The sequence below is a fragment of the Phycisphaerales bacterium genome (genome assembly GCA_020852515.1).
Taxonomy (GTDB): Bacteria; Planctomycetota; Phycisphaerae; order Phycisphaerales; family UBA5793; genus UBA5793.
Genome location: JADZAS010000013.1, coordinates 378,042 through 402,893 on the forward strand (window position 1 = coordinate 378,042; position 24,852 = coordinate 402,893).

Genomic DNA, 24,852 nt, shown 5'->3' on the forward strand with positions numbered 1-24,852 from the left:
CACCCCGGCTTTCGATCGTTCAGGTGCTTGTCAACATCAAAGGAGAAGAAGAATGAGAAAGTCAGCGATGTTCGCCGCTCTCGCATGCTGCTCGATCGGAGCAGCGGCGTTTGGCCAGTGCGACGACAGTATCACCTCGACGTTTAGCGGCGGCAACGGTCACCGCGGCGCCATGTGGGATCTCACCTGCCTCAATCCCGACGGCATCACGATCACGAGCTTCGACTTCAATGCCCGTGCAGGGACGAGTGGCCAGGCGATCGTCGAGGTCTACTACGTCACCGACCACACGTCCTACGTCGGCAAGGAGAACAACGGATCGCTCTGGACCCTGCTGGGAACCGAGACGATCCCGTCGATCAATCCGAACGGCACACCAACCCCTGTGAACATCGGCGGCCTCACGATTGCGTTCGGTGAGACGTGCGGCCTGTATTTCACGCGCAGCGACGGAATCAGCATCGAGTATACCAACGGTCCGCTCGGGGCGTTCCAGAACAACGACGTGCGCTGGGAGGACCGCGGCATTGGCGGAGAGTACCCGTTCCTTCTCTCGTTCAACAATCGCATTTTCAACGGCACCGTGTACTACGACTGCGGCGGCGGTGGCGGTTATCGCCTGACTGTCGGCGGCACGTGCCCGGGCACCGTGACCGTTGACTGGGCCGGCGCCACGCCCAACGTGCAACAGGGAATCGCGTTCGGACAGGGCCAGGGCAGCACCATCATCCCCGGCGGGCCGTGCGCCGGAACGATGCTCGGCATCCAGGGCGGCGTGCAACTTGTACGCACGGTGAGCACCGGCAGCGGGAGCGGCGGAGTCGCGGGCAACGCGGGCACCGGAGCGTGCGGCGGCTACCTCCAGCTTGTTGAAGCAGGATCCTGCAACACGAGCAACGTGGATCAGATTCCGTGAGCTGATCGAATCGCCTTGCTTCAATCAAGCCCCGTCGCTTCGTGCGACGGGGCTTGCTTTTTTCTGGCTGGTAACCGTGAACTGCGCCTGCCCCGTATCAGATCTGCCCGACCCAGCCGCGGTTGTGTTGTTTGAACAGTTGGCGCAGCGATGCGACCTGCTCGGCGGGCAGCGGACCCTTGTCGAGCAGTTGCACGTTGCGCAGGAAGTGGTCGGCGCGGCGGGTGCCGATGATGATGCTGCTTACGCCCGGCTGGAACGCGGAGAAGCGCAGGGAGAGTTCATCCCAGCTGAGCGGCTCGGGCGTGAGCTTCATCGAATGGGCCCGCTTCCAGTACTCTTCGCAGTATTCGCCGGCGGGCTGCTCTTCGAAGCGCCAGAACGCGTTGGCGAGCGGGCGCTTGATGATGACGCCCAGGCCCTTGGCCTTGCAGTGCGGCAGGGCGCGGTCGAGGCAGGACTGATCGCAGATGTTGAGCGAAGTCTGAATACTGGCGAAGCGGCCGGAGTCAATGGCCCAGAGCAGGGCTTCGTTGTCGCCGCTGTAGGCTGCGTGGCGGATCTTGCCGGCCTCGACGGCGCGGTCGAGCGCGTCGATGGCGTCGCCCTGCCGAAGGACGTCGAGGCCGCACGAGTGCAGGTGCATGATGTCGATGCGGTCGGTGTGGAGCAGCTGGAGCGAGCGGTCGATGCCGGCGGTGATGGCGCGGGGCGACCAGTCTTCGTTCATGTCGCGGTCGTAGCCGCACTTGCTGCTGAGAACGAATTCATCGCGGCGGCTGGCGATGGCCTTGCCGATGCGCTCTTCGGAAAGGCCGTACATCCCGGCGGTGTCGATGAGGGTGACGCCGGAGTCGAGCATGGCGTTGAGCAGGGCGTGCACGTCGCGGTCGCCCACGCCGCCTGTTTCGCCGGGCGCGTGCCAGATGGCCGCGCCGCCGAAGCCGATGGCGGAGACGTTCAGGCCGGTGTTGCCCAGTGGGCGCTGCTGCATCTCATCCTCCTGTCACATTGAGCGGCACATGACGATGGTACGCGCGGCAGGCGGAGGTTCGCGGCCTGGTGTGCGGCGCGTGGCGCGGGATGCACCCTTACAATGTGCGGCCATTTTTGGAAGCCGCCCATGACGCCGCAGCCGAGCACCGCGCTCGACCAACTGATTGATGAGTGCATGATCAACGACCGGCATCGCCTGATGCAGAGGCTCCGCGCGCTCAGCGGGCGGGCGGAAGCGCGAAGGCCGCGCGGCCGGGTCGCGGCGGCGCGGCGGGCGGGTGATTCGATCGGCGCGCTGGAAGCGGACATTCGCAGGTCGATGGATCGCGTTGCGACCCGCCGCGCTGCGGTACCGCGCATCACGTATCCACCCGATCTGCCCGTCGTTCAGAGGCGCGCCGAGATCGCCGAGGCGATCCGGATCAACCAGGTGGTCGTGCTGTGCGGCGAGACGGGCTCGGGCAAGACGACGCAACTGCCCAAGATCTGCCTCGAACTGGGGCGCGGCATCACGGGCGCCATCGGCCACACCCAGCCGCGGCGGGTGGCGGCGCGGACGGTGGCGGCCCGCATCGCGGATGAACTCAGCGTGCCGCTGGGGAAGCAGGTCGGTTACAAGATCCGCTTTGGCGATCAGACGAGCGAGAACACGCTCATCAAGATCATGACCGACGGCATCCTGCTCGCCGAGACGCCCAGCGACCGGTTTCTGAGCGCGTATGACACGATCATCATCGACGAGGCGCACGAGCGCAGCCTGAACATCGACTTTCTACTGGGGTACATCAAGCAACTGCTGCCGCGGCGGCGCGACCTGAAGGTGATCATCACTTCGGCGACGATCGACCCGCAGCGCTTCAGCGCGCACTTTGACGATGCGCCGATCATCGAAGTGTCCGGGCGGGCGTATCCGGTCGAGGTGCGCTACGAGCCGCCTGCCGCTGAAGCGGATGAAGACGAGGCGCCGGACCTGATCGACGCAACGGTGAGCGCCGTGGATGAACTCATCGGGCGCGAGCGCGGCGACATTCTCGTATTTCTCAGCGGGGAGCGCGAGATCCGCGAGGCGGCCAAGGCGCTGCGGCACCAGGCGTCGCGCGGGGTGGATGTGCTGCCGCTGTATTCGCGGCTGAGCAGCGCCGAGCAGAACCGCATCTTCCAGCCGCACCAGCAGCGGCGCATCGTGCTGGCGACGAACGTGGCGGAAACGTCGGTGACGGTGCCGGGCATCTCGTGCGTGGTGGATCCGGGCATGGCGCGCATCAGCCGCTACAGCACGCGGACCAAGGTGCAGCGCCTGCCGATCGAGGCGATCTCGCAGGCGAGCGCCGAGCAGCGCAAGGGGCGCTGCGGCCGGGTCGGGCCGGGGGTCTGCGTGCGGCTGTATTCGGAGCAGGACTTTGCAGCGCGGCCGGAATTCACCGAGCCGGAGATTCTCCGCACCAACCTCGCCAGCGTGATCCTGCAGATGAAGGCGCTGCGGCTGGGGGATGTCGAGCGGTTTCCTTTCATTGAGAGGCCGACGGCGCGGATGATCCGCGACGGCTATCACACGCTGCATGAACTCGGCGCCGTCGATGCGCACAATGAACTGACCGAACTCGGCCGCGAACTGGCTCGTCTGCCGATCGATCCGCGACTGGGGCGGATGATTCTTCAGGCCGATCGCGAGCACTGCCTGGCGGAGGTGCTCATCATCGCCGCGGCGCTGTCGATACCTGATCCGCGCGAGCGGCCGCACGACCAGCAGGAGAAGGCGGATGCGGCCCATGCGCGCTTCGCGCACGAAGACTCGGACTTTCTCGCGTTCGTCAATCTCTGGCGCGCGTACCACGATGAGGCCCGGCGCTTGTCGCACAGCAAGGCCCGGCACTGGTGCCGGCAGAACCACGTCAACTTCATGCGCATGCGCGAGTGGCACGACATCCACACTCAACTGCGCGAACTCGCGATCGAGAGCCGGCTGCGAATCAACACGGAGCCGGCGGAGTATGACACGGTGCACCGGGCGGTCTTGTCGGGCCTGCTGAGCAACATCGGGCTGCGCACCGACGGGCACGAATACACGGGAGCGCACGGCACGAAGTTCTTCATCTTTCCCGGCTCGGGACAGTTCAGGAAGAGCCCGGCGTGGATCATGGCCGCCGAGATCGTGGAGACGACGCGGCTGTATGCGCGCTGCGTGGCGAGGATTCAGCCGCAGTGGATCGAAGCGCTCGCCGAGCACCTCGTGAAGCGGCACTACTCCGAGCCGCTGTGGAGCGAAGACACGGCGCAGGTGACCGCGGCTGAACGCGTGTCGCTGTACGGCCTCGACATCGCATCGGGCCGGCGGGTGCACTACGGCCCGATCGAGCCGAAGGCGTCGCGCGAGCTGTTCATTCACCATGCGCTGGTGGAGGGCGAGTGGCGGACCCAGGCGCCGTTCTTCGAGCACAACCGCCAACTGATCGCCGAAGTCGAGAAGGTAGAAAGCAAGGTGCGCAAGCGCGATGTGCTCGTGGATGTGCACCAGCGCTTCGCGTTCTATGACCAGCGCCTGCCGGCGGATGCGTACAGCGGGGCTACGTTTGACAAGTGGTGGAAGGAGGCCCAGCGAAGCACGCCTCGCCTGCTGCACATGACGCGCGACGATCTCGTGCAGATCGAGCGCAGCGCCGCTGACTTTCCGGATCGCATGACTCTCGGCGAACTCACGCTGTCGCTGCGCTACGTGCACGATCCCGGCGCACCCGATGACGGGGTGACGGCGATCATTCCGGTCGAAGCGCTGCACGAGATCGACGCGGCGCCGTTCACCTGGCTCGTGCCGGGCATGCGGCTGGAGAAGATGACGGCGCTGATCAAGTCGCTGCCCAAGGGCACGCGCACCGCATTTTTGCCGGCCGGGGACTTTGCGCGCACTTGCGCTGAGAGCCTCCACCCCGACGAGCGGACGCTCGAAGCGGCGCTCGGCGAGGCGCTGCACGGCCTGCGCGGCATTCCGATCAAGCCGTCTGACTTTCAGATGGACAAACTCGATCGCCACCTGCTGATGAACTTTCGCATTGTCGATCGGCGCGGCCACATCGTCGGCGAGGGACGCGATCTCGAACAACTTCGCCGCGACCTGGCCGGCAAAGTGCGCTCGCAACTGCAGTCGATGAGCGACCAGCGCTACTCACGCAAGGGGATCACCACGTGGGATTTTGGCGCGCTGGCCGAGTCGATCGAGATCAAGCGAGGCGGCATGACGGTGACCGCGTACCCGGCCGTGGTGGATGAAGGTTCGTCGGTTCGCCTGACGATTCTCGATACTTCCGCCGCGGCGCTGGCGGCGAGCCGGCTGGGCATTCGCCGGCTGTACGTCATCGCAGCGCATGATGAACTCGCGCATCAACTCAAGACCATGCCGCAACTCAATCGGCTCAAACTGCTCTACGCTTCGCTTGGGCCGCCGAAGCTGCTGCACGAGCAGATCATCGAGACTGCAGCAGAGCAGGCGTTTCTGGGTGATCGTGAGATCCCGCGAAGCCGCGAACAGTTCGAAGCGCGGCTCAACGATGGCTGGGTGCGCATCGGTGAGGCGATGTTCAGTATCTGCTCGCTCGTCGAGCCGATTCTCGCGGCCCGGCACGAAGTGCACCTGCGACTGGATAAATCCGCGCCGCCGACGTGGAAGCCGATCGTCGATGATCTCAAGACGCAACTCTCGGAACTGTTGCCCGGCGAGTTTCTGCGCATCACGCCGCTCGCGCGACTTCGGCACATTCCGCGCTACGTGGCGGCGATGCAGCGCCGACTCGAACGCCTGAGCGGCGCTGGACTGGCGCGCGATGCGCAGCATCGGCAGGTGATCGAAGTCCACCGGACCCGGCTCGCGCAGGCGATGGCCCGGCGCGATCCGAGTCAGGCGACTGATCCACGGCTGGTCGAGTACCGATGGCTCATCGAGGAGTTGCGCGTGTCGCTGTTCGCGCAGGACCTTGGCACGGCGGAGAAGGTGTCGCCGCAGCGGTTGGATAAGTTGTGGGAGCAGATGGCTTAGGTTGCAGATTTCGGATCGCACGTGCAGTACGATTAGCAAACGATGAAGCAGAGAATATACCTCGACACTTCGGTGATCAGCGCCCTCGATGATCTTCGGCATCCAGAGAGGGCACAGATGACCCGTGACTTCTGGTTGCGTCTGGACGAGTTTGAGATCTGCTCGAGCGAGGCGATTCGGATCGAAATCGTCAGCACACGGGATGATTCCCGCCGTGGTGAGATGTTGCGCCTTCTTCCGCAGATCATGATTCATCCACTCACGAGCGAGATGAGATCACTTGCCCGGAGATACGTGGATGCGGCGGTTTTCGGAGAGTCAGTCGTCATCGACGCCCTCCATGTGGCAGCGGCCGTTTTGACGCAGTGTGAAGTACTCGTTTCCTGGAATTTCCGACACTTGGTCAATCGGAGGCGGCGGGCGGCGGTAAACGCAATCAACGCGGAGCAGGGACTTCAGTCCATCGAAATCGTCGCTCCACCAGAGGTTTGAAGCCTAGAATCCGCTGTGAACGGTGAGCCGCTTTATTTCGATTATCCGGCTGCTGCCCGAGCGGCTGGGATCAGCACCGAGCAGTTGCGCCTTCTCGAGCAGATGTTCCGAGCTGATTATCCGACGGACGACATGCTTTACGAACTGCACGTGCTGAGGGCGTGCAACTCGGTGAGTGGCGGCCTGGCTTCACTTGACGCCATTCTGCGCGAAGCCAGGGAGCGCGGCGCATCTGCGGCTTGAGCGCCGCCGAGCGACTTGAACCGGCCGAATCCGCGAGGCACCAGGCCAACTCAGGACCTGACGGACGCGCGGCCGCGCGGGGCGACGAAGGAACAACGCTCGCCGAGGCTCCGGTTCGCGCTGTACTGTCAGGTTTCGCCTGACCTGCTCGTCTGGCCCGCCTGTCACGTCGGCGTGTCGCGGAACGGCACGGCGGCAATCTGATGGTCGTCTTCGTACACGATCACGCCCGGCCGATCTGTTCTGAGGATCTCGGTCGCGATGCCGTACCTGTTCAGGACGATGCAGAGTTGATGCATGCGCTGGATGTGATTGTGGGCGGTTCGACGGTACCATGAGATGGCGTTGGGCGCTGCGTTGTGCTTGCGCGATCTCGAAAGCCGGTCAGGTTGATCGAGGTGATCCTGATACCAGTTCAGAGCCGCCCGCATGTCGGCGCGATCGGCCGCATCGATGACCTGGTCAGACTTGAGAAGGTCAAACGCAGCCTGAAAAACGCCGAGCCGGCGATGCGAGTCTTCATCGATTCGATTACAGACGAAGCGGAGGTACATAGCGAATAAGCATATGTTGCCGGCGGCGCTTACTTCTCTGCATCCATGAACTCGAACAGCTTCTCCTCCATTGATTCATCCAAGACTTGGCGCTGCTGGACATCCTCGACTCGCTGGAACACCTCGTACAGCTCGCGAAGCTGCTCATCAGTCAGCGATTCGAAATAGGGCCAATAGTTGTGCGTGTCGTAAGCGGCCCTGTGGGGTCGACCGTGCCCGCGCGATCTGTGAAGGAGACCGTAGCCATCGCCCGCGTACGAAACCCAGTGGTGCTTGAGGTTCTCGCCTCCGAGCCGCGTCTCAATGGGAGACGTCTTGTACCACTCATCGGTGCTGAAGCCGAAGATCCACTCGCGATAGCCCATATGCGAGCACGTGTATTCGCAGGCAAATGCGCGATCGGTGTAGATGGTGGGGTCCAGCAACAACAGCAGGATTGCTCCGGCGGCGACGATTGAGCCGGCAATCAGGGTGCGCCTTCGCATGCTGAACGATAGTTGCTTGATCAGGTCAGGACCTGACGGTCGGGCGGCCGCGAACAGTGGTCTGCGTACCGCGCTCGCCGATGCTTCGGTTCGCGTCGTACTGTCAGGTGTCACCTGACCTACGCACTTTCGCAACGCGCGGCGCGCAACGCTGCGCCGCACGCCACGAGAACACCTTCGGAGTTCAAAGAAACGCGACTCACCCTTCCGGGGGTGGCGCTCGAAAACTCGCTTCACCCCCGGCCACTCACGATCACGCCTTCGGCGTGCAGAAGTCCCGTCATACCCGCGCGACCCTTACAGGCGCGGCTCGTCCGGACGGACATTCGGAGCGCCCCCACCCCGGCCCTCCCCCGCAAAGCCGGAGGAGGGAGTCCAGCACGTTACTTCTTCATCCACCGCTTCCACCAGTCGGTGATCTGGTGCAGGCGGTGGAGGCGCATGTCGGGCGGGCCGCCTCGGCTCATGCCGTGGCTCGTGCTGCGCGGGTAGCGCACCATGCGGGCCGGAACATTCTGCAGCTTGAGTGCGGTGAAGACCTGCTCGGCCTGTTCGATGTTGCAGCGCAGATCGCCCTCGCTGTGGATGATGAGCATCGGCGTCTTGACGCCCTTGAAGTACTTGATCGGGCTCGCGTTCCAGCGAGCTTCGGGCCGGTCCCACGCGTTGCCTTCCCAGTAGTGATCCGGCAGCGACATGTAGTCGCTGTTGCCAAACTTGCTCACGAGATTGGACACGCATCGGTCGGTGATCGCGGCGCGGAACTCGTCGGTGTGGCTCACGGCCCAGTTGGTCATGTAGCCGCCGTAACTGCCGCCCATGATGCCGATGCGACTGCGGTCGATGCCGCGATGGTTTTTCATGAAGGCGTGCACGGCCTGGATGTCGACCCAGTCGGCCACGCCCCAACTGCCGCGGATGGCGGCGGTGTGTTCGCGGCCGTAGCCCTTGGAGCCGCGCGGATTGGAAAAGACCACGACGTAGCCCTGGGCCGCGAGCATCTGGAACTCGTGGAAAAAGCCGATGCCGTATTGCCCATGCGGCCCGCCGTGCACTTCGAGAATGCCGGGGTACTTGCGGCCGGACTTCGCGTCGGGGGGCATGAGCACCCACGCCTGCACCTGCGTGCCGTCGGCGGTCTTGATCCAGTGCTCTTTGATGTCGGCGAGTTTGAGTTGATCGAGCAGCGGGCCGTTGAGGTTCGTCAGGGGCGCAATCTTGAATTGTGCTGTGCCGGTTTCGGCGACGCCGATTTCGTCGAGCGTGGTCGCCGTGCCGCGCACGATGGCCATGCGCCTGCCGTCGCGGCTGAGGTTGCTCAGTTGATGCGCCGCGGCGCCGGAAGTGTGGAAGGCGATGGCCCCGCCGCTGCGCGCGACGGAGGCGATGTGCGTCTGCCCGTGCCAGCCGATCTGCATGTAAATGCGCCGGTTGTCGGGCGCCCAGCGAAGTTTGGGCGCGAACTCAGCCTCGGAGGTGTCGCTGATCGACACGGCCAGGAGGCAGTAGTCTTCGCCGCCTGTAAGGCTCTGCGCTTCGCCCTTGACGGGATCGCAGATGAACAGTTCGAGGTTTTCGGTGCTGTACGAATCATCCATGCCTACGCGGCCGGCGTAAGCGATCGTCTTGCCGTCGGGCGACCACGCGACGCTGCTCTTGGGGCCTTCGGGCAGGTTGCGGATCGGCGTGGCCCGCCGCGTCGCGAGGTTGATGCGGATGATTTCGTCCTTCCACGGCCGTGCGTAGGCCATGCGGTCGCGGTTGCGCGTCACGGCGAGTTGTCTGCCGTCGGGCGAGAAGTCGTAAGAGAAGTAGCCCGTGGTGTCGCGCGTCGCGAGCGTGCGGCTCTTGCCCGTCGAGGCGTCGATGAGATGCAGCGCGTAGCGCTGGGCGTTGAAGTAGCCGTCGCCGTCGTAGCGGCAGAACCAGTCGTCGAGGACGCGCGGCGGATCGCAGTTACCCCCCTGCTCGCGCTGCTTCTTTGCGTCGCTGGTCCAGTCGGGATCCTGCGGCCGGAAACTGGCGACGATGCAGTTGCCGTCGGGCGACCATTTGAAGTCGCGCAGCGATCCTTCGGAAAAGGCCGTCAGGTCGCGCGCTTCGCCGCCGGCGGCGCTGATAAGCGCGATCTGCGGCCGATCTTTGGTGCGGCCGCTGATGAACGCGATGGTCGAGCCATCCGGCGACCAGCGCGGGTGGCGGTCCTTGTTGCCGGATGTGAACGGCCGGGGCTCAGTCCAGTTGCCCTTGCTGTCGGCGCTGACGATCCAGAGGTTGAGCGCGTATTCGTTCTTCTCGCCGACGGTCTTGTTGACGAAGACGATGCTCCGGCCGTCGGGTGAAATCTGCGGATCGGAAAGCCAGCGGAACTGCAGAAGATCTTCGGCGGTGATGAGACGCCGGCGCGAGCTGGCGCGGCGCGAGGTGGTGCGGCGCTTGCCGCGGACTTTGCCGTTGCGCTTTGCGCGTGATGCAGCCATGATCGGGCGTCTCCTTGCGGCGGTCTGACGGGACGATCATGCTACGCCCGATGCGCGCGGCAGAATAAAGCCCAGGGAGGGCATTCCCTGGGCGTTGTGCGCGAAGCAGAAGATGTTGCGGATGCTGCTATGGAATCTGCGCGACGTTGCTGGTGGTGCAGGGACTTTCCACGACGATGAGTTGCACGTAGCCGCCGCACGCGCCGGTGCCGACCTGGCCGTTCACCTGCCCGCTGCCGCTGCCGGTGTTGATCGTGTTGACTAGGCGGAGGTTGTCTGTGCCCAGACCGAGTTGGGTGCCGCCGCACGGACCCTGGGGCAGAACGAAGGACCCGGTGTTGTTGGCGAAGGCGATGGCCAGCGGCCGGCTCGGCGTGGCGTTACTCCACGCGAGGGTAATGGTGCCCGGGCACTGGCCGCGAATGGAGAGGCCCACGCCGCCGCCGCCGCCACCCGAGCCGAGCCACTGAGCGACGTTGGCTGCGAACACGCCGCCGTCGAGGGTGTTCCACCGGTCGTCTTCGAACACGTTCACGTCGAGCATGCTGAGCACGTTGTCGGTGCCGTTGCCCGACCAGAGCGTGGCGGTGTTCGTGGTGAAGATGTTCAGCCCGCCGCTGGCGATGCCGCCGTTGGGAATCTCGATCGAGGTCACGCCGTCGGTGAGGATCGGAACCTGGTTGGCGACGTTGTACACGCCGTTGGATTCCTGGTTGGTCGAAGAGCCGCCGGCGACGGTGCAGAGATCGTTGTTCCACGAGTACCACAGCGACGGATTCTCGCCGATCATGAGCACGCGCCGGCCGGTGGCGATGTATTGCGTGAGGTTGGTCTTCTCGGTCAGCGTGAGCACGGCGTTCCACTCGCGGATCTGCACCATGATCGCGTCGTACTGGAGCATCTGCGCGTAGTCTTCGAGATTCGGCGCGATGTCGACGGCGGAAAACCAGCGGTCGATCTCGACGGTGAAGTTGTCGTAGCGGTAGTCGCCATAGCCGAAGCCAAAGCCGTGCCGCTCCTGCGAACAGAGCAGGCGCTGCTGGGCCAGAGCGCCGGCAGAACCGATGAGCATGGCTGCGGCGGCGCACACGACGGCGAATGAACGGATGGACATGGCACTTCTCCTCTCGCGGGCATGGGCCCGGCGGCTGATCGCACTCGTGGCGGCCGCGGCTGCGCGTGTTCGCCCGGCCCGCGGCTCGCCGATGCGCCCATGGTAACTGAAAGCAGCAGCGTCTGTCAATGGCCGGCGGCGACCGTCCCGGCTGGAGCGCCAGAAAAGTGCAGCCCCGCCACGGGGGCGGGGCTGCGGAGAATCGCTGTCGATGGACGCGTGGAACTCACGCTCCGACCGAAGGGATTACGGGAGCTGAGCAACGTTGCTCGTGGTGCACGGGCTGGCGTCCACGACGACCAGCTGGATGTAGCCGCGGCAGGCGGCGGTGCCGGCCTGGCCGTTGACCTGGCCGCTACCGCTGCCGGTGTTGACCTGGTTGACCAACTGGAGCTGCTGGGTGCCGAGGCCGAGCTGGGTGCCGGCACACGGGCCGCCGGGGATCACATAGGCGCCGGTGTTCTGGGCGAAGACGATGCCCATGGGCTTGTTGGGCGTCGCGCCGCTCCAGGCGACGGTGATCGTGCCGGGGCACTGGCCGCGGAGGGTGAGGCCCAGGCCGCCGAGCGTGCTGTAGGTGCGGAAGGTGTAGTCGAAGCCGGGGAACGAGCCGTAGCCCGGGTTGGCGTAGACCTGGCCGTAGGGATAGCCGTTGGCGATGTCGCCGGAGATGCCAAGGGTCTGATTGCCGGTGAAGCGCAGGTAGTAGGTCGTGTTGGCGTTGATGGCGACTGGGGCCCAAGACACGTCGACCCAGTTGCCCGAGGTGCCCTGAGCCGAACCGGTGGCGAGCATCTGGCCGCCGCCGTTGGGCAGGGTCGTCCAGAGTTCGATGGTCACGTTGTCCGTGCCGCCAATGCCGGCCTGCAGGAAGATGCCGGCGCCGCAGATGCTGTTGGCGACCTGGTGCTGGAACGACTGGGCCAGATCGCCCTGCGAGAACGCGGCCATGTAGGCGTTGTTGGTCGAGGCGTTCTGATCGATGTTGCACTGCGCGTTGGCGACGCCACAGGTGGCTGCGAGAAGCGCAGCAGACAGCAGAATCTTCTTCATCTCGTTTTCTCCTTCTCAATCCTCAAGTGGTGGGATTCACGCTCGAACCGCCGAACAGTTCGGCGATGCGAGCATTAATCATACCGGCATCCGGGAAAAAGCAACACGATTCGGCCACCTGCTTCAAACAAAATAGAAAAGGCTTGACCCGCGGTCCTGATCGCCTTTACCTCGACAGGCCGCGGCTAGGCTCCGCCGGGAATTGAGGCAGGGTTATCGCTCCCGCCCCGCCGTCGGAGGGGATTCCCACTCGCGGTCGAGCGCCATCGAAATCAGGTGATCGGCTCCGCTGCGCGGATAGGAGAGGTCGAGCCGGCCATTGAGTTCGAACGTGACCAGACCGGTAAGGAGGCTGGTACCCGCGCCGAGGCGCGGCGGCAGTGCGGGGGGCGGGCCGCCCGACTCGCGCCAGCGGAGTTCGACGGCGATGGTGTCCGCCACCGACTCGGCGCTGCGGATGCACCAGTCAATGCCGACGCGGCCGCCGGCGCAGCCCAGCGCGCCGTGCTTGATGCTGTTGAACATGAGTTCCTGAATCACCATCGCCAGCGGAATCGCCTGCCGCGGCACGACGCGGAGTTCCGACCCGCTGGAGGCGACGCGGCCGCCGAGGTCCGGGAGAATCGAGGAGCGCACCAGTTCCGCCAGGCGCAGCGGGCTCCAGTGCACGCGCGAGAGCAGCGTGTGCACGCCGGCCATGCCCGCCACGCGCGAACGCAGCGTGGCCGCGAACGACTCAACCGTCTGCCCGGATTCGCCGGCAGTGAGATCGATGAGCGAGATGAGCGCGGCGAGGTTGTTTCGGATGCGGTGGTCGAGTTCGCTCAGCATGCGATGCTGCCGCTCGATGCTCTGCCGGTGGGCCTGTTCGGCGCGCTTGCGCATCGAAATGTCGCGCACAATGGCCAGGACGCGGTCGCGGCCGCACGGGACCATGCGCACTTCGTAGTGCCGCCTCTCACCCGAGTGGCGCGCTTCGTACTCGTACATCTGCATGGAGCGGTGGGCGAGGGTGCGCTCCAGAGCGCGCTGGTGTGCGTCGATGTCGGTGCCGACCATGACTTCGCGCATGGATCGGCCGAGGAAATACTCCGGCTCGGCCATGAGCCGCGCACCCGGAGGCGCGTGGTAGTCGAGATACGTCCCGTCGCGATCGATAAGAAAGATACAGTCAGGCAGGGCGGCCAGCAGCGCCGTGCTCCGCTCCTGCCCGGCCTGCGCCTGCGCCTCGGTCTCAATCCGCCGTGTGACGTCCACGAGCACGCCGCTCGTATACGGCTCGCCGCGCTCGGGCGTGACGTGCACCATCCGGTTCTCGAGCCAGATCCACTCGCCATCGCGGCGGCGGGCTCGGAATCGCGACTGGAGTACGCCGATCGATCCGTGCGCCTTCCACCTGCGCACGCGCTCGCGGAGAGCGTCCGCATCCTCGGGGTGAATCAGCGAGAGCAGCAGGGCTGGATCGGCCACGAACTCCTCGGCCGCGTAGCCCAGCAGGTGCAGCACGTTGTTGGAGATGAAGTCGCGGCCGCCGTCGGTCTCATACAGGACCAGGTCGTGCAGGCGTTCGAGAAGCACGGCGAGGCGGCCCTCCGCGTGGCGCAGCGCATCGAGAATCGTCGCCGATTTGTCATCGCCGACGGCCTGCACAGGCTCCACGGCCGCACCGGAACTGTGGCTCGACATGCATCATCTTACGAGCCGGGGTGCGGCCCGTCGCACGACGGTGCCCATGAAAGAGCCCCGCCTCCGGTTGGAGGCGGGGCTGGCTGTGCCTCTCGATGTGCGACCGAGTTACGGAATGGTCGCGTAGTTGCTGGTGTCGCAGGCGGGAATGTCGTGCATCTGCAGGTAGTCGCCGCACGCCTGGGTGTTGCCCGAGACGGATCGATTGCCCGTACCGGAACTGAACGTGTTGATCAACTGGATGTTCTGGCTGCCCAGGCCGAGGTAGGTCCCTTGGCAGGGGCCGAAAGGAATCTCGAAGTTGCCGAGGTTGCGGGCGAAGACGAGCGCCAGCGTGACGTTCGGCCGCGCGTTGGACCAGGTTACGGTGATGCGCCCGGGGCACGTGCCGGTGATGGACAGGTCGAAGTGGTCCACTTCGCAGTAGGTCAGGTCGTCCATCGTCCAGTTGTTGAGCGGCGAGACGAACTCGATCTCATCGACGCGGAACTCGTACCCGGCATCGATCCAGCGCGGCACGCCGTCGCCGTTCATGTTCAGCGTCGCCGTGGTCGCCACCACCACGCCGGCGCGCTTGAGGCGCATGGTCACTTCCGTACCCGTGGCGCCGGAGAACCAGGCGCCTTCGACGCGCACATCGCGGCCGAAGTGGAGGCTGCCCGTCGTCCCGGTGGTGGCATAGGCCCGCTGCGCTGGCGACTTGGGCGTGTAGGGATCCTGCTGCGATTCGTAGTGGCGCCAGTTCGTCCAGGTCGCGACTCCGCCGTAACCGTTCGAGACGGTGCCGCTGCCCGCGAGATTGTCGAAACTGACGACGGTGCAGGTTTCGCAGTAGACGAGATTGTCCATCACGAAGAACCCCAGGTCCCCGTCAAACTCGACGGCGTCAACTTCGCCGTTGTAGCCGGTGGATCGATACTGGGGAATGCCGCTGCCGTCGGTTGTAACTGAAGCGCTCGTGTGGACGAGGCCGCCGTTGCGATACAGCCGGAAGCGGATAGGCGCGTGTCCTGATGGGCCGGAGAACCAGGCGCCCTGCACGATCACGGGACGGCCGAAGGAGAAGCGCGATGACTGACCCTGAGGAACGTAGACGCGCTGCGTGGGCGATTTGGCGGTGTACGGGGACTGCGGCGTCTCGTAGAAGCGCCAGGCACCCCAGTCGGCGACGCCTCCGGTCCCCGCGGACACGATGCCCGAGCCGGTGAGTTCGTCAAAGTCGGCCGAGGTGCAGTCAGGCCGGGTGAAGCGGAAGTTGGGCCCGTACCGGTCGAAGGTGGTGGATTGCGTGGGCATACGGAAGCCGCCGGAGTTGGCTTCAAAGCGGCCGTCGCCGACGTGGGTGATGAGCGGATCGAAGATGTCCTCGCCGAACGCATCGACGACGATGCCGTCGGTGTTCGAGACCGCGGAGTAATAGCCGATGGTGTAGTTCGTGCCCGCGGTGAGACGGCCGGACGCGCGGACCCAGCGGTAGTGATTGCTCAGTTCGGAACCCGTGCCCGCGGGCAGGGTCGCATCAGCGATGAGCAATTGATCACTGGTGCGCCAGATGCCGATGCGGTGCTCGATGTCCATGCCATCGTCATCGCGATCCCACACGCCCAGGTGCGTGACGACGATGTTCTCTGCCGGAACGAACTGCCAGCCGTGCATCGAGTCGGCGGCGGGTGTGCTGTCGTTGCCATGATTGAACATCGTCATGGCATCGGTGTAGTAGCCGAGCATGGGCGCGGCGTCGGGTGTCGCCAGCGGCGGGCCTCCGTTGCGGCCCGGCGCCGCCACCTCGCCGCTCTGGCCCAATGCCCCGGAACAAAACATGGACAACGCCACAGACAGCGCCAGTGCACTTTTCATTGCTCTCTCCTCTTGTTGGTTTGGTTCGGTGCCCCCGCGCGCCACGCGCAGAAGGGCGGTTTGCCACGTCCGATAGTCTGGCGATCAGCGGGGAATTGTCAAGTGAGGCGGATTAAATTGTCCAACCTTGCGCATCGAGTGCCGCACAACCATCTGTATAGGTGGCTGTGCGGCGCGGGCGCGGCCGCGTTGTGCGGCCCAGTGCGGAGCGCTTCAGCGGATCTGGAGCACGTTGCTCGTGCCGCAGTCGCCCAGGCCGATGGCCTGAAGGTACTTGCCGCAGGCGCCGCTGTCGGCGCTGCCCTGCACGTTGGCGATGCCCGATGCGTTGAAGCGCAGCACCGTGAGGCGCCGCGCGGTGTTGTCGAGACCCAGCATCGTGCCGGCGCACGGCGCGCCGTTGGGGATGCGCGCGCCGCCTGTCGACTCGGCAAAGAGCAGCGCTGCGCGCGAGCCCGGCGAGCCGTTGGAGATCGCCACCGTCACCTGCGCCGGACACCCGCCCACGAGCGACAATTGCAATCCCGATAGAGCAGCGCCGTGGCGGAGGATCTGCACGGTGTCATCGAGTTCATCGATGAGCCCGAGATCGAGATCACCGTCGTTGTCGGCGTCGAACATGACCGAGCAGGATGCGGCGCTGGTGGCCGCGAACTCGCGAAGGAACGAGAACTGTCCCGCGCCGTCATTGATGAACAGGCTCCAGTCGCCGCTGAAACTCGCGTTGATCCAGTCAAGATCGCCGTCGCCATCGAGGTCGCCGAGATCGGTCGCCAGTGGGAATTCGTCGGTGACATAGCTGGTCGCCGGGGCGAGGTTGCCCGCGCCGTCACCCAGCAGCGCGACTCCGGCGCCAGGCGAGAAGGCGTTCACGCCGACGACATCGGCGTTTCCATCGCCGTTGAGATCGCCCAGCGCGACCATCCACGTGTAGCCGCCGCTCGAACGCGACGAGGCAAGCGTGAACGTGCCGTCGCCGTTGCCGGCGAGGACGACGATGAGGGTTGAGTTGACGGTGCTGGCGACGAGATCGAGTATGCCGTCGCTGTTCATGTCCGCCGCGGCCAGGCCGTATTCGCCGGACCCGCCGCCCTCGAAGAACTGAGGCGGATTGAACGTGCCGTCGCCGCGATTGATGAGCGTGGAGAGATTGCTGCTGCTCGAGTTGGTGTTGACGATGTCCATGTGGCCGTCGCCATTGGCGTCAACGACCGCTATGCCGCGCGGCGCGCTGCCCACGTTGTACTGCGTCTGCGGCTGGAACGTGCCGTCGCCGCGCCCCAGCAGCACTGAGATCGTGTTCGTGTTGATGTTGGCCACGCACACATCGGCGAAGCCGTCGTGATTGAAGTCGGCGGGCTCGTTGGGGCTCGCGCGGCGGTTGACGGGGTACGGCCCGCTGAAGTTGTCGAACTGGCAGTTGCCTTCGGCCCTGTTGATGAAGACGCGCAGGTCGGCCGAGTCTTCGTTCACCGTGGTGAGATCGAGAAACCGGTCGCCGTTCAGATCCGTCGCCAGTGCGCCATAGGCGCGCGTGCGCGCGTTCGGATTGGTGCGCGTGCTCAGCGTCTGCACCGGCTCGAATCCGAGGCCGGCCGGCTGGGCCCGCGTCCAGAACAGGTGCGAGTAACCTGCAGCGCGCAACGCATCGCCGGACACGCCGCGGATATCGTGCGAGAGGATCACCATCACCGTCTCGCCGGCTGAAAACGGCTGATCGGGCGTAAGCGTCACGACCCGATCCTGATCCGAGTACGAGAACGATCCCGAAGCGGTGCCGCTCCAGCGCCCGAACGCCCAGAAGGACGCCGCGGTGATCGTGCTCCGATCGACAGGCTGATCGAATGTGACGCTGATGCTGGCATCAACCGGCGCGCTGAGCGAATTCGACGCGGGCGCGATGTTGATGACGCTGATGTTCTGGGCCTCAGCGGCCTGGCCGCACAGCGCCAGCGCGGCGGCGGCGAGAATCCCCCGGCAGTTGATGACAGCGATCCTGCGAATCATGGGCTCTCCTCCAGAGGTTCGGGATCGGAACAGTCCACACGTTGTGAACATGCCCAACCGCCGCCGGGTTGCAGGTATTCCTGAGAACGCGGCGGCGCGCAGGTCGGGACGGTACCGTGCAGGCCCGGCGCGATCAATCTCTGGCTTGATGACGGCACGGGCGGTACGATGGTGCATCCCAGGGAGGTGCCTGATGCGCGCAACCGTGCTCTTTGGCGTCTTACTTCTACTTCTCTGTTCTGCCGCCGTGCCGGCTCAGGACGCCCGGATTGATCCGGTGCAGCAGCAACTCGATGCGCTGCTCGCCGAACACGAGGCGTCTGAACTCGCATACCCCGAGGCTTACCGCGCCTTCCTGCCGCGCTTCGAGAAGTTCATCGAAGAGCATCGCGGCACCGAACCCGAAGCCCGCGCGACGCTCTGGCTCATTCAGCAGACGTGGTGGCTGCGGGAGGGCAACAGCATGGAGAAGGTCAACGAGGCCGCCATGCCGCTGGCCGAAGACCTGATCAAGCGTCATCCCAAGTCGCCGCAACTCGACCTGCTCGTCGAGTACAAGTACAACTTCAGCAAGGAGCAGCGCGAGACGCTGTTCAACCGGCTGCTGGAGGTCTCTCCGCATTCGCAGGTGAAGGCTGCGGCGCACTTCGGCCTGGCGCAAGGCTCGCCGGCGCGCAACGAAGACGGCTCGCCGAATGAGCACTTTGCGCTGCTCACGACCGAGTTCGCCAAGGTGAAGTGGCGCGAGACCACCTACGGCGCCATCGCCGAGGCGTACCTCAACCCGCTCTCCCCGGCCGACCTTGCGCCCGGCAAGCCCGCGCCGGAGATCGAAGGCATCGACCACAACGGCAAGCCGATGAAGCTGTCCGACTACCGCGGGAAGGTGGTGCTGCTCGACTTCTGGGGGGACTGGTGAGGCCCCTGCCGGGCCATGTACCCACACGAGCGGTCGCTCGTGCAGAAGTATGAGAACAAGCCGTTTGCCATCGTCGGCGTCAACAGCGACCCGACGCTCGAATTCCTGCGCACCGTGATGAAGGAGAAGGATCTCACCTGGCCCTCGTTCTTCGACGGCGGCGGTACGGGCGGACCGATCGCCACGCGCTGGGGCGTGCGCGGCTGGCCGACCGTCTACCTCATCGATCACAACGGCATCATCGCCGAGGGTGATCGCGGGAATCTCGATGAAGCAATCGAACGGCTCGTGAAGGCCGCTTCGCCGGCGAAGTAGCGAAGCGATGCCCTGAATCCCGAACCCGCTCAGGCGGTGGCCTGGGCCGCGTGTCTGCCTTCCAGCACTTCTTCAATCATCTTGTCGATGAACGCGGGCAGATCATCGGGGGTGCGGCTGGTGACCAAGCCCGCGTCCACGACAACTTCCTGATCGGTCCAGCGCGCGCCGGCGTTCTTCAGATCGTTCTTGATCGAGGGATAGCTCGTGACGGTGCGCCCTTCGATCACGCCGCAGTCGATGAGGATCTGCGGGCCGTGGCAGATCGCACCGACTGGCTTGCCCTTCTTGAAGAACTCGCGCACGAAGGTCGTCACATCTTCGCGCATGCGAAGCTGGTCCGGGTTCATGACTCCTCCAGGGAGGAAGAGCGCGTCATAATCATCTGCATTCGCGTCGTCGAGGGTGCGATCGACGTCGACCTCATCGCCCCAGTTGTCATCTCGCCATCCGCGGATGCTGCCGTCTTTGGGGCTGATGACGTGCACGGTCGCGCCGGCGTCGAGCCAGGCTTTCTGCGGCTCGACGAGTTCGCTTTCCTCGAAGCCGTCGGTGGCGAGGATCGCGATCGTCTTTCCGTCGAGTCTTGAGCCGCTGCCGCTGGAGTTCTGGTTCCGGTCATCGCTGCGGCCGGAATCCTGCTTCGATTGCTTCATGGCCATAGGGGCCTCCTTTGCGGGAATGTAGCAGGGCGCCGCGCCGCGCTGCAGCGCCGATGCACCGCCGAGGTGATAGGTGATTCGCTCAGCAAGGCGATGTGATTGATTGCCGCGGTTCGGATGCCCCCGCAGCGGCGTCGGCCGCGACCGGACGGGGCCACTCCAAGCGGTGGCCCCGCGGCACACCTGCCGGCGGGGCGTTGCGAACTACAATGTGAGCCCTGCGCCACCGTAGCTCAGTTGGCAGAGCGGCTGATTTGTAATCTGCAGGTCCGGGGTTCGAGTCCCCGCGGTGGCTTTGAGTCCTCGCCCGACTCCGACACAGCCGACTTCAAGCCGCGCCACACCGAGGAGAATCACTCGATCGGCAACTCGCACCACGCCTTGTGTTTCGCGTGCCGTGCGAAGTGGTCGCTCCCCCAACTGTTCAGCCCGACGGGGCCCTATTCGATGAGGATGACATTCGACGTCGCGCAGGTCGAAAAGTCGATCGCCTGGAGGTGGATGCGTCCGCAGTACTTTGGATCGACGCGATGCCGGATCGTGGCAAATCCACTCTGATCGGCCGATCCGTACGAAACCACTCGAACGGATTCGTCGAGGCACAGAATCGTGCCGCTACATGGTTGATTGGGGGGCACCTGAAAGTTCCCCCGACCGAAGGCCACGACAATCGCACCCTGAGCTCCGGGAGTGGCTCCGGTCACTCGGAGGTGTACCGTCTCAGAGCAGGAACCGCGTTGCCATAACGCCAATCGATGATCTTGGGTGTCAAACACGTACGCGGAGCCGGAGTTGCGGCCGCTGTTGTCGTCATACAGGGCGCCGACGACGGCAATCGACTGATTGATTCCGACTGCGTAGCCGAAGTAATCATACTCGTTGCTATCCGGCGCAAGCAACTTTTCAAGCTGCTGGCCCGAAGACACATCGAAGACGTAAACGGCACCGGAATTGCTGCCCCGCTCGTCACGCCCGAAGGCGCCAACGACGGCGAGCTCGTTATCGATTGCAACCGTCCAGCCGAACATGTCGTAGGCTGCTCCATCCGTTGCGCGCAACTTGCCGACTTCCTCCCCACTCAGAGTGTCGAAGAGGTAGGCGACTCCCGAGTCTGCCAAGTTCTCATCATGCAGATGTGCGCCGATGATCGCTCTGTTACCCGATATTCCAGCAGACACTCCAAACCAGTCCCCTTCTGCATTGTCACTCGGAACAAGTTTGGCCACTTCGACGGGAGCGGCAGGATCGGCCACGTCGAACAAGTATGCTGACCCTGAACCGGAACCGTTGACATCGGCAAGATACGCGCCGACAACTACTCTCGTCGTGCTGATCGCGACACTGCGACCAAAGTAATCTCCTTCCTGCCCATCACTCGACAGCAACTTCGCGGTCTGCTCACCCGAACGCACATCGAAGAGGTAGGCCGCACCAGAGTTCGGCCCATTGCTGCTGTGGGCGATGGCACCAATGACGAGCAAGTCGCCGCTGACCGCCACCGCACTGCCGAACCGCTCTCCTTCTTCACGATGATTTGGGAGCAACTTGTACATCTCTGCGCCGGTCGATGCATCGAAGATGTACACCGCTCCACTGTCGTTATCGCAACCTGGCGCGCCGATCACTGCGACATTCCCATGGATCGCTACCGACGAACCAAAAGCGTCACCCGATCGGCCGTCGCTCGCGAGGAGTTTGACTCGCTCCTCACCCGTCAGCGCGTCAAACAGATATGCCGACCCCGCTTGAGGACCATTCTCGTCGTCCTCATACGCCCCGACGACCGTGAGTTGTCCGGAAACGCCCACCGCCCGTCCAAACAGATCTCCGGCGGATCCGTCGCCCGGCAGCAGTCGCAGCAAGAACGGAGGATCACATTGGGCGTGTGCATTGATCGTAGTCAGACTAGATGCAACTATGATCCCGATCCGCAACGCGTCCGTTATGCGCTTTGCTACCATAACTCTCTCCGCTGTCTGCGCCGTTTCTCTGACGGATGTTGTGACCGAACTCAGCAAATGCTGACTCGCTCCAGGCAGACTCTGAACCCGTCGAACACGTCGAACACGTCGAACACGTCGAACACGTCGAACACGAATCCGCCCATACAACCTCCGCTTTTACTGAAGTATTCCCTCATCGTCGCGCATGGAGCACCGGAGAAGGACCTGCGAACGTTTGCACAGGGTTACAGAGACCAGCGCCCCCGCCGCGCCAGCCGCTCGTTCTCCGCGCGGTACGCGCCTGACAGGATGCTCTCCCACCACGGCTGGTTGGCGCGGTACCACTGCACCGTCTGCTCCAGGGCGGCCGGCCAGGCCGAGCGCGTGGCGCGCCAGCCCAGCGACTGCTTCGTCCACGTCGAGTCGATGGCGTAGCGGCGGTCGTGGCCGAGGCGGTCGGTGACGTACTCGATGGCCGACTCATCGCGCCCCGTCAGCCGCAGCAGCATGTGCGTCAGCTCAACGTTGGGGTGCTCGTTGCTCGCGCCGATGTTGTACACCTGGCCCGGCTGCCCGCGCTGCAGGGCGGCGATGATGGCGCTGCAGTGATCATCCACGTGAATCCAGTCGCGGACGTTGAGCCCGTCGCCGTAGAGCGGCACGCGCTGGCCTCGCATGAGGTTGATGGTGAACAGCGGGATGACCTTTTCGGGAAACTGGCGCGGCCCGAAGTTGTTCGAACAGCGCGTGATCATCGCCGGGAAGCCAAAAGTGTGGCCGTACGCGAGCACAAGCAGATCAGCCGCGGCCTTGCTCGCCGCATAGGGCGAACTCGGGTTGAGCGGCGTGGTCTCCTTGAACGCCGGTTCGCTCGGATCGAGTGAAAGCGAGCCGTAGACCTCATCCGTGCTCACCTGCAGGTAGCGCTGCACCTTGAGTTCGCGGGCGGTGTCGAGCAGCACCTGGGTGCCGAGCACGTTGGAGCGGATGAACGGGCTCGAATCGATGATCGAGCGATCGACGTGCGACTCGGCGGCGACGTTGATCACCGCATCGCAGCCGTCCATCGCCCGCCGCACCGCCTCGCGGTCGGTGATGTCGCCGTGCACGAAGTGATGCCGCGGATTGTCGAGCAGATATTCCAGTCCGGCCAGGCTCGCGGCGTAGGTGAGCGCATCGAGATTGACAATCTCGGCCTGGGGCAGTTGTTCGAGCACGTTGCGCACCAGGGCCGAGCCGATGAAGCCCGCTCCGCCAGTGATGAGCACCCGCTTTGGCTGGTAGGACTGCTGGGGCATGCTCAATCATCCGCCGCGCTGGAATGCTTGCGGGCCGGGCCCTTGCCGTTGGCGCCGAGCCGGGCGACGAGGCTGGACGCGTGGTGCAGGCTCTCGATCGTGCCTGCGTCAGACCACCAGCCCTGCAGCATCGAGAACTCCAGCTGGCCGCGCTTGAGATACGCGTTGTTCACATCGGTGATCTCAAGTTCGTTGCGCGCGGAGGGCTTGAGTCCCTTGATGATGTCGAACACGCTCGCGTCGTACATGTACAGACCGACGACCGCGTACATGCTCGGCGGGTTCTGGGGCTTCTCGACGATCTCGACGATCCTGCGGCCGGCCTGGCCATCGACGCCGTCGAAGCGCGGCACGCCGAATCGCTGCGGGTCTTTGACATCCTTGAGCGCGATGCGGGCGCCTTGGTTGCCGTTCTCAGCCAATTGGCTGCGGTACGCCGCGGCCATCTCGGCGATGTCGTTCTGAAAGATGTTGTCGCCGAGGATCACCGCGATGGGCTGGCCGTCGGCGAAGTCCTCCGCCAGGCCGAGGGCCTCGGCGATCCCGCCGGCGCCCTTCTGAAAGGCGTAGGAAAGTTTGCGCAAGCCGAACTCCTCGCCGTTGCCCAGCAGTTCGACGAAGTCGCCGGCCGCGTTGCCGCCGGTGACGAGCAGGATCTCCTTCACCCCGGCCGTCACGAGCGACTCGATGGGAAAGTACACCATCGGCCGGTCATAGACCGGCAGCAAGTGCTTGTTGGTCACGCGGGTCATGGGTAGCAGCCGCGTGCCGAATCCCCCGGCAAGTATGACGCCCTTCATGAGTTGGCCATCCTAGAGAGAAGGGCCCCGAGGATCAAAGCGGTTATCGGCGGCTTGCGGGGCTGCACTCCCCAAATCGGTCGGCGTTCGGCGGCCACTTCGTTACATTGAACTGCCCGCCGGGCACAAAGCGGCCGATGGGTAACCGCACGGCGGGCGTTGCGGTCCCCGTGTCGAAGCCGGCGACGCTGGTGAGAGTGGGCAAGGTGGGCGGCCGAGACGAGGCACAATTGCGGTGATCTGCCCCGGATAAGGGAGTTGGCCTTGCACGAGAGCCGATCTTCAGGTAAACTACGCACTGCCCTGTGGATCACGAGCGAGGAACGTATCGCAGGGGGCTGCACTCTTCTTCAACTGCTGTTCGCGCTGCGACGCGGTGGGTAACTCTTTCAGGTGGCGTGGAAGTGGACCAGGTGGCGATCGGTATGAACGTGGAAAGTGGCGCCCACCCGGCCTGGCCGGCAGGCGGTGGTGCCGCCGTCGCCACCTCGGACCCGGCGAGGCTGCACGACAGCGCCATTGAGCGCTGGCACGTGCTCCGCACCCTCAGCCGCCAGGAGAAGGCCATCGACCGGACGCTCCGCAGCGCCGGTTATCGGGTCTTTCTCCCGCTCGTGCAACACGTTCGCATCTATGGCCATCGCAAGCGCACCGTCGCGGCCCCGCTCTTTCCCGGCTACGTCTTCCTCTGGGGCCCGCTCGACGCGGCGTACTTCGCGACCGAGTCCGGCCGTGTGGCGCAGATCATCAAAGTCGCCAACCAGGCCCGGCTCGAGCACGAACTTGCACAGATCCGCCTCGCCATCCAGGGCGAGGCTCAACTTGATCCCTACCCGTTCCTGCGCGTCGGACGCCACGTGCGCGTCACGCAGGGCGCGTTCAAGGGTGTGGAAGGGCTGATTGACGAACGCCGCTCGCCCGATCGCTTGATCCTCGTGATCGATGCGCTCGGCCGGGCGACGTGCATGGAGATTGACGCTTCGATTCTCGCTCCGATTGACTGAT

20 protein-coding genes and 1 tRNA gene are annotated in these 24,852 nt (G+C 64.7%); 8 read left to right on the forward strand and 13 right to left on the reverse strand.

The window, feature by feature from the left end; all coding sequences use genetic code 11:
* Positions 1-52 precede the first annotated feature (52 nt).
* A complete protein-coding gene (locus IT430_07720) occupies positions 53-916 on the forward strand; it encodes a hypothetical protein (protein MCC6907811.1) in 864 nt (287 codons plus the stop codon).
* Positions 917-1,013: 97 nt separating this feature from the next.
* Here the strand turns inward: IT430_07720 and IT430_07725 are convergent, their stop codons facing one another.
* On the reverse strand, positions 1,014-1,910 hold the full coding sequence (locus IT430_07725) for an aldo/keto reductase (GenBank protein MCC6907812.1): 897 nt from the start codon (positions 1,908-1,910) through the stop codon (positions 1,014-1,016).
* 129 nt (positions 1,911-2,039) lie between these two features.
* Between IT430_07725 and hrpA the strand changes: the two genes are divergently transcribed.
* From hrpA to IT430_07740, 3 genes are read left to right on the forward strand one after another with little or no spacing between them, the layout of a single operon-like run.
* Positions 2,040-5,939, forward strand: coding sequence for an ATP-dependent RNA helicase HrpA (hrpA, locus tag IT430_07730; GenBank protein MCC6907813.1), 3,900 nt, complete (start codon positions 2,040-2,042; stop codon positions 5,937-5,939).
* 42 nt (positions 5,940-5,981) lie between these two features.
* Positions 5,982-6,431, forward strand: coding sequence for a PIN domain-containing protein (locus tag IT430_07735; GenBank protein MCC6907814.1), 450 nt, complete (start codon positions 5,982-5,984; stop codon positions 6,429-6,431).
* A 15-nt stretch (positions 6,432-6,446) separates the two neighbouring features.
* Positions 6,447-6,674: a hypothetical protein gene (locus IT430_07740; GenBank protein ID MCC6907815.1), complete on the forward strand. Its 228-nt coding sequence runs from the start codon at positions 6,447-6,449 to the stop codon at positions 6,672-6,674.
* A 164-nt stretch (positions 6,675-6,838) separates the two neighbouring features.
* Here IT430_07740 and IT430_07745 read toward each other — a convergent pair whose 3' ends face one another.
* The 8 genes from IT430_07745 to IT430_07780 all read right to left on the reverse strand — a co-directional run bounded on the left by IT430_07745 (position 6,839) and on the right by IT430_07780 (position 17,910).
* On the reverse strand, positions 6,839-7,228 hold the full coding sequence (locus tag IT430_07745; protein ID MCC6907816.1) for a hypothetical protein: 390 nt from the start codon (positions 7,226-7,228) through the stop codon (positions 6,839-6,841).
* A 29-nt stretch (positions 7,229-7,257) separates the two neighbouring features.
* Positions 7,258-7,713, reverse strand: a complete 456-nt coding sequence (locus tag IT430_07750; protein ID MCC6907817.1) for a hypothetical protein — start codon at positions 7,711-7,713, stop codon at positions 7,258-7,260.
* 383 nt (positions 7,714-8,096) lie between these two features.
* Complete coding sequence (locus tag IT430_07755) at positions 8,097-10,193, reverse strand: S9 family peptidase (GenBank protein ID MCC6907818.1); 2,097 nt, start codon at positions 10,191-10,193, stop codon at positions 8,097-8,099.
* Positions 10,194-10,320: 127 nt separating this feature from the next.
* Entirely contained in the window at positions 10,321-11,307 is a 987-nt protein-coding gene (locus IT430_07760) for a hypothetical protein (GenBank protein MCC6907819.1), read from the reverse strand.
* 246 nt (positions 11,308-11,553) lie between these two features.
* The gene (locus IT430_07765) at positions 11,554-12,360 is read right to left on the reverse strand and encodes a hypothetical protein (protein MCC6907820.1); all 807 of its coding nucleotides are present in this window, start codon (positions 12,358-12,360) and stop codon (positions 11,554-11,556) included.
* Positions 12,361-12,573: 213 nt separating this feature from the next.
* Positions 12,574-14,046, reverse strand: a complete 1,473-nt coding sequence (locus IT430_07770) for a PAS domain S-box protein (protein MCC6907821.1) — start codon at positions 14,044-14,046, stop codon at positions 12,574-12,576.
* 108 nt (positions 14,047-14,154) lie between these two features.
* Positions 14,155-15,903: a hypothetical protein gene (locus IT430_07775; GenBank protein MCC6907822.1), complete on the reverse strand. Its 1,749-nt coding sequence runs from the start codon at positions 15,901-15,903 to the stop codon at positions 14,155-14,157.
* Positions 15,904-16,116: 213 nt separating this feature from the next.
* Complete coding sequence (locus tag IT430_07780; GenBank protein ID MCC6907823.1) at positions 16,117-17,910, reverse strand: VCBS repeat-containing protein; 1,794 nt, start codon at positions 17,908-17,910, stop codon at positions 16,117-16,119.
* A 193-nt stretch (positions 17,911-18,103) separates the two neighbouring features.
* Here IT430_07780 and IT430_07785 point away from each other — a divergent pair, with 193 nt between their 5' ends.
* Positions 18,104-18,829, forward strand: a complete 726-nt coding sequence (locus IT430_07785) for a redoxin domain-containing protein (protein ID MCC6907824.1) — start codon at positions 18,104-18,106, stop codon at positions 18,827-18,829.
* 39 nt (positions 18,830-18,868) lie between these two features.
* Entirely contained in the window at positions 18,869-19,144 is a 276-nt protein-coding gene (locus tag IT430_07790) for a TlpA family protein disulfide reductase (protein ID MCC6907825.1), read from the forward strand.
* A gap of 29 nt (positions 19,145-19,173) precedes the next feature.
* Here IT430_07790 and IT430_07795 read toward each other — a convergent pair whose 3' ends face one another.
* Complete coding sequence (locus IT430_07795) at positions 19,174-19,800, reverse strand: type 1 glutamine amidotransferase (GenBank protein MCC6907826.1); 627 nt, start codon at positions 19,798-19,800, stop codon at positions 19,174-19,176.
* A gap of 228 nt (positions 19,801-20,028) precedes the next feature.
* Between IT430_07795 and IT430_07800 the strand changes: the two genes are divergently transcribed.
* Positions 20,029-20,101: transfer RNA gene (locus tag IT430_07800), tRNA-Thr, on the forward strand.
* Positions 20,102-20,246: 145 nt separating this feature from the next.
* Here the strand turns inward: IT430_07800 and IT430_07805 are convergent.
* From IT430_07805 to IT430_07815, 3 genes are all read right to left on the reverse strand, one after another.
* Positions 20,247-21,668 carry an FG-GAP repeat protein gene (locus IT430_07805; protein ID MCC6907827.1) on the reverse strand — a complete coding sequence of 474 codons (1,422 nt, stop codon included), beginning with the start codon at positions 21,666-21,668 and terminating at the stop codon, positions 20,247-20,249.
* A 326-nt stretch (positions 21,669-21,994) separates the two neighbouring features.
* Positions 21,995-23,047 (reverse strand): dTDP-glucose 4,6-dehydratase, encoded by a 1,053-nt coding sequence (gene rfbB, locus IT430_07810; GenBank protein MCC6907828.1) that lies wholly within the window; start codon positions 23,045-23,047, stop codon positions 21,995-21,997.
* Between the two features lie 2 nt (positions 23,048-23,049).
* A complete protein-coding gene (locus IT430_07815) occupies positions 23,050-23,847 on the reverse strand; it encodes an NTP transferase domain-containing protein (GenBank protein MCC6907829.1) in 798 nt (265 codons plus the stop codon).
* A 425-nt stretch (positions 23,848-24,272) separates the two neighbouring features.
* On the opposite strand from IT430_07815, the gene IT430_07820 reads away from it, so the two are divergent.
* Complete coding sequence (locus IT430_07820; GenBank protein ID MCC6907830.1) at positions 24,273-24,851, forward strand: UpxY family transcription antiterminator; 579 nt, start codon at positions 24,273-24,275, stop codon at positions 24,849-24,851.
* Position 24,852 lies beyond the last annotated feature (1 nt).

Coding starts and splice junctions, on each gene's coding strand:
- IT430_07720 (MCC6907811.1), top strand. CDS start 53: ATGAGAAAGTCAGCGATGTTCGCCGCTCTCGCATGCTGCTCGATCGGA.
- IT430_07775 (MCC6907822.1), bottom strand. CDS start 15,903: ATGAAAAGTGCACTGGCGCTGTCTGTGGCGTTGTCCATGTTTTGTTCC.
- IT430_07815 (MCC6907829.1), bottom strand. CDS start 23,847: ATGAAGGGCGTCATACTTGCCGGGGGATTCGGCACGCGGCTGCTACCC.
- IT430_07755 (MCC6907818.1), bottom strand. CDS start 10,193: ATGGCTGCATCACGCGCAAAGCGCAACGGCAAAGTCCGCGGCAAGCGC.
- IT430_07735 (MCC6907814.1), top strand. CDS start 5,982: ATGAAGCAGAGAATATACCTCGACACTTCGGTGATCAGCGCCCTCGAT.
- IT430_07795 (MCC6907826.1), bottom strand. CDS start 19,800: ATGAAGCAATCGAAGCAGGATTCCGGCCGCAGCGATGACCGGAACCAG.
- IT430_07765 (MCC6907820.1), bottom strand. CDS start 12,360: ATGAAGAAGATTCTGCTGTCTGCTGCGCTTCTCGCAGCCACCTGTGGC.
- IT430_07770 (MCC6907821.1), bottom strand. CDS start 14,046: ATGTCGAGCCACAGTTCCGGTGCGGCCGTGGAGCCTGTGCAGGCCGTC.
- IT430_07785 (MCC6907824.1), top strand. CDS start 18,104: ATGCGCGCAACCGTGCTCTTTGGCGTCTTACTTCTACTTCTCTGTTCT.
- IT430_07820 (MCC6907830.1), top strand. CDS start 24,273: ATGAACGTGGAAAGTGGCGCCCACCCGGCCTGGCCGGCAGGCGGTGGT.
- IT430_07780 (MCC6907823.1), bottom strand. CDS start 17,910: ATGATTCGCAGGATCGCTGTCATCAACTGCCGGGGGATTCTCGCCGCC.
- hrpA (MCC6907813.1), top strand. CDS start 2,040: ATGACGCCGCAGCCGAGCACCGCGCTCGACCAACTGATTGATGAGTGC.
- IT430_07760 (MCC6907819.1), bottom strand. CDS start 11,307: ATGTCCATCCGTTCATTCGCCGTCGTGTGCGCCGCCGCAGCCATGCTC.
- rfbB (MCC6907828.1), bottom strand. CDS start 23,047: ATGCCCCAGCAGTCCTACCAGCCAAAGCGGGTGCTCATCACTGGCGGA.
- IT430_07725 (MCC6907812.1), bottom strand. CDS start 1,910: ATGCAGCAGCGCCCACTGGGCAACACCGGCCTGAACGTCTCCGCCATC.
- IT430_07750 (MCC6907817.1), bottom strand. CDS start 7,713: ATGCGAAGGCGCACCCTGATTGCCGGCTCAATCGTCGCCGCCGGAGCA.
- IT430_07745 (MCC6907816.1), bottom strand. CDS start 7,228: ATGTACCTCCGCTTCGTCTGTAATCGAATCGATGAAGACTCGCATCGC.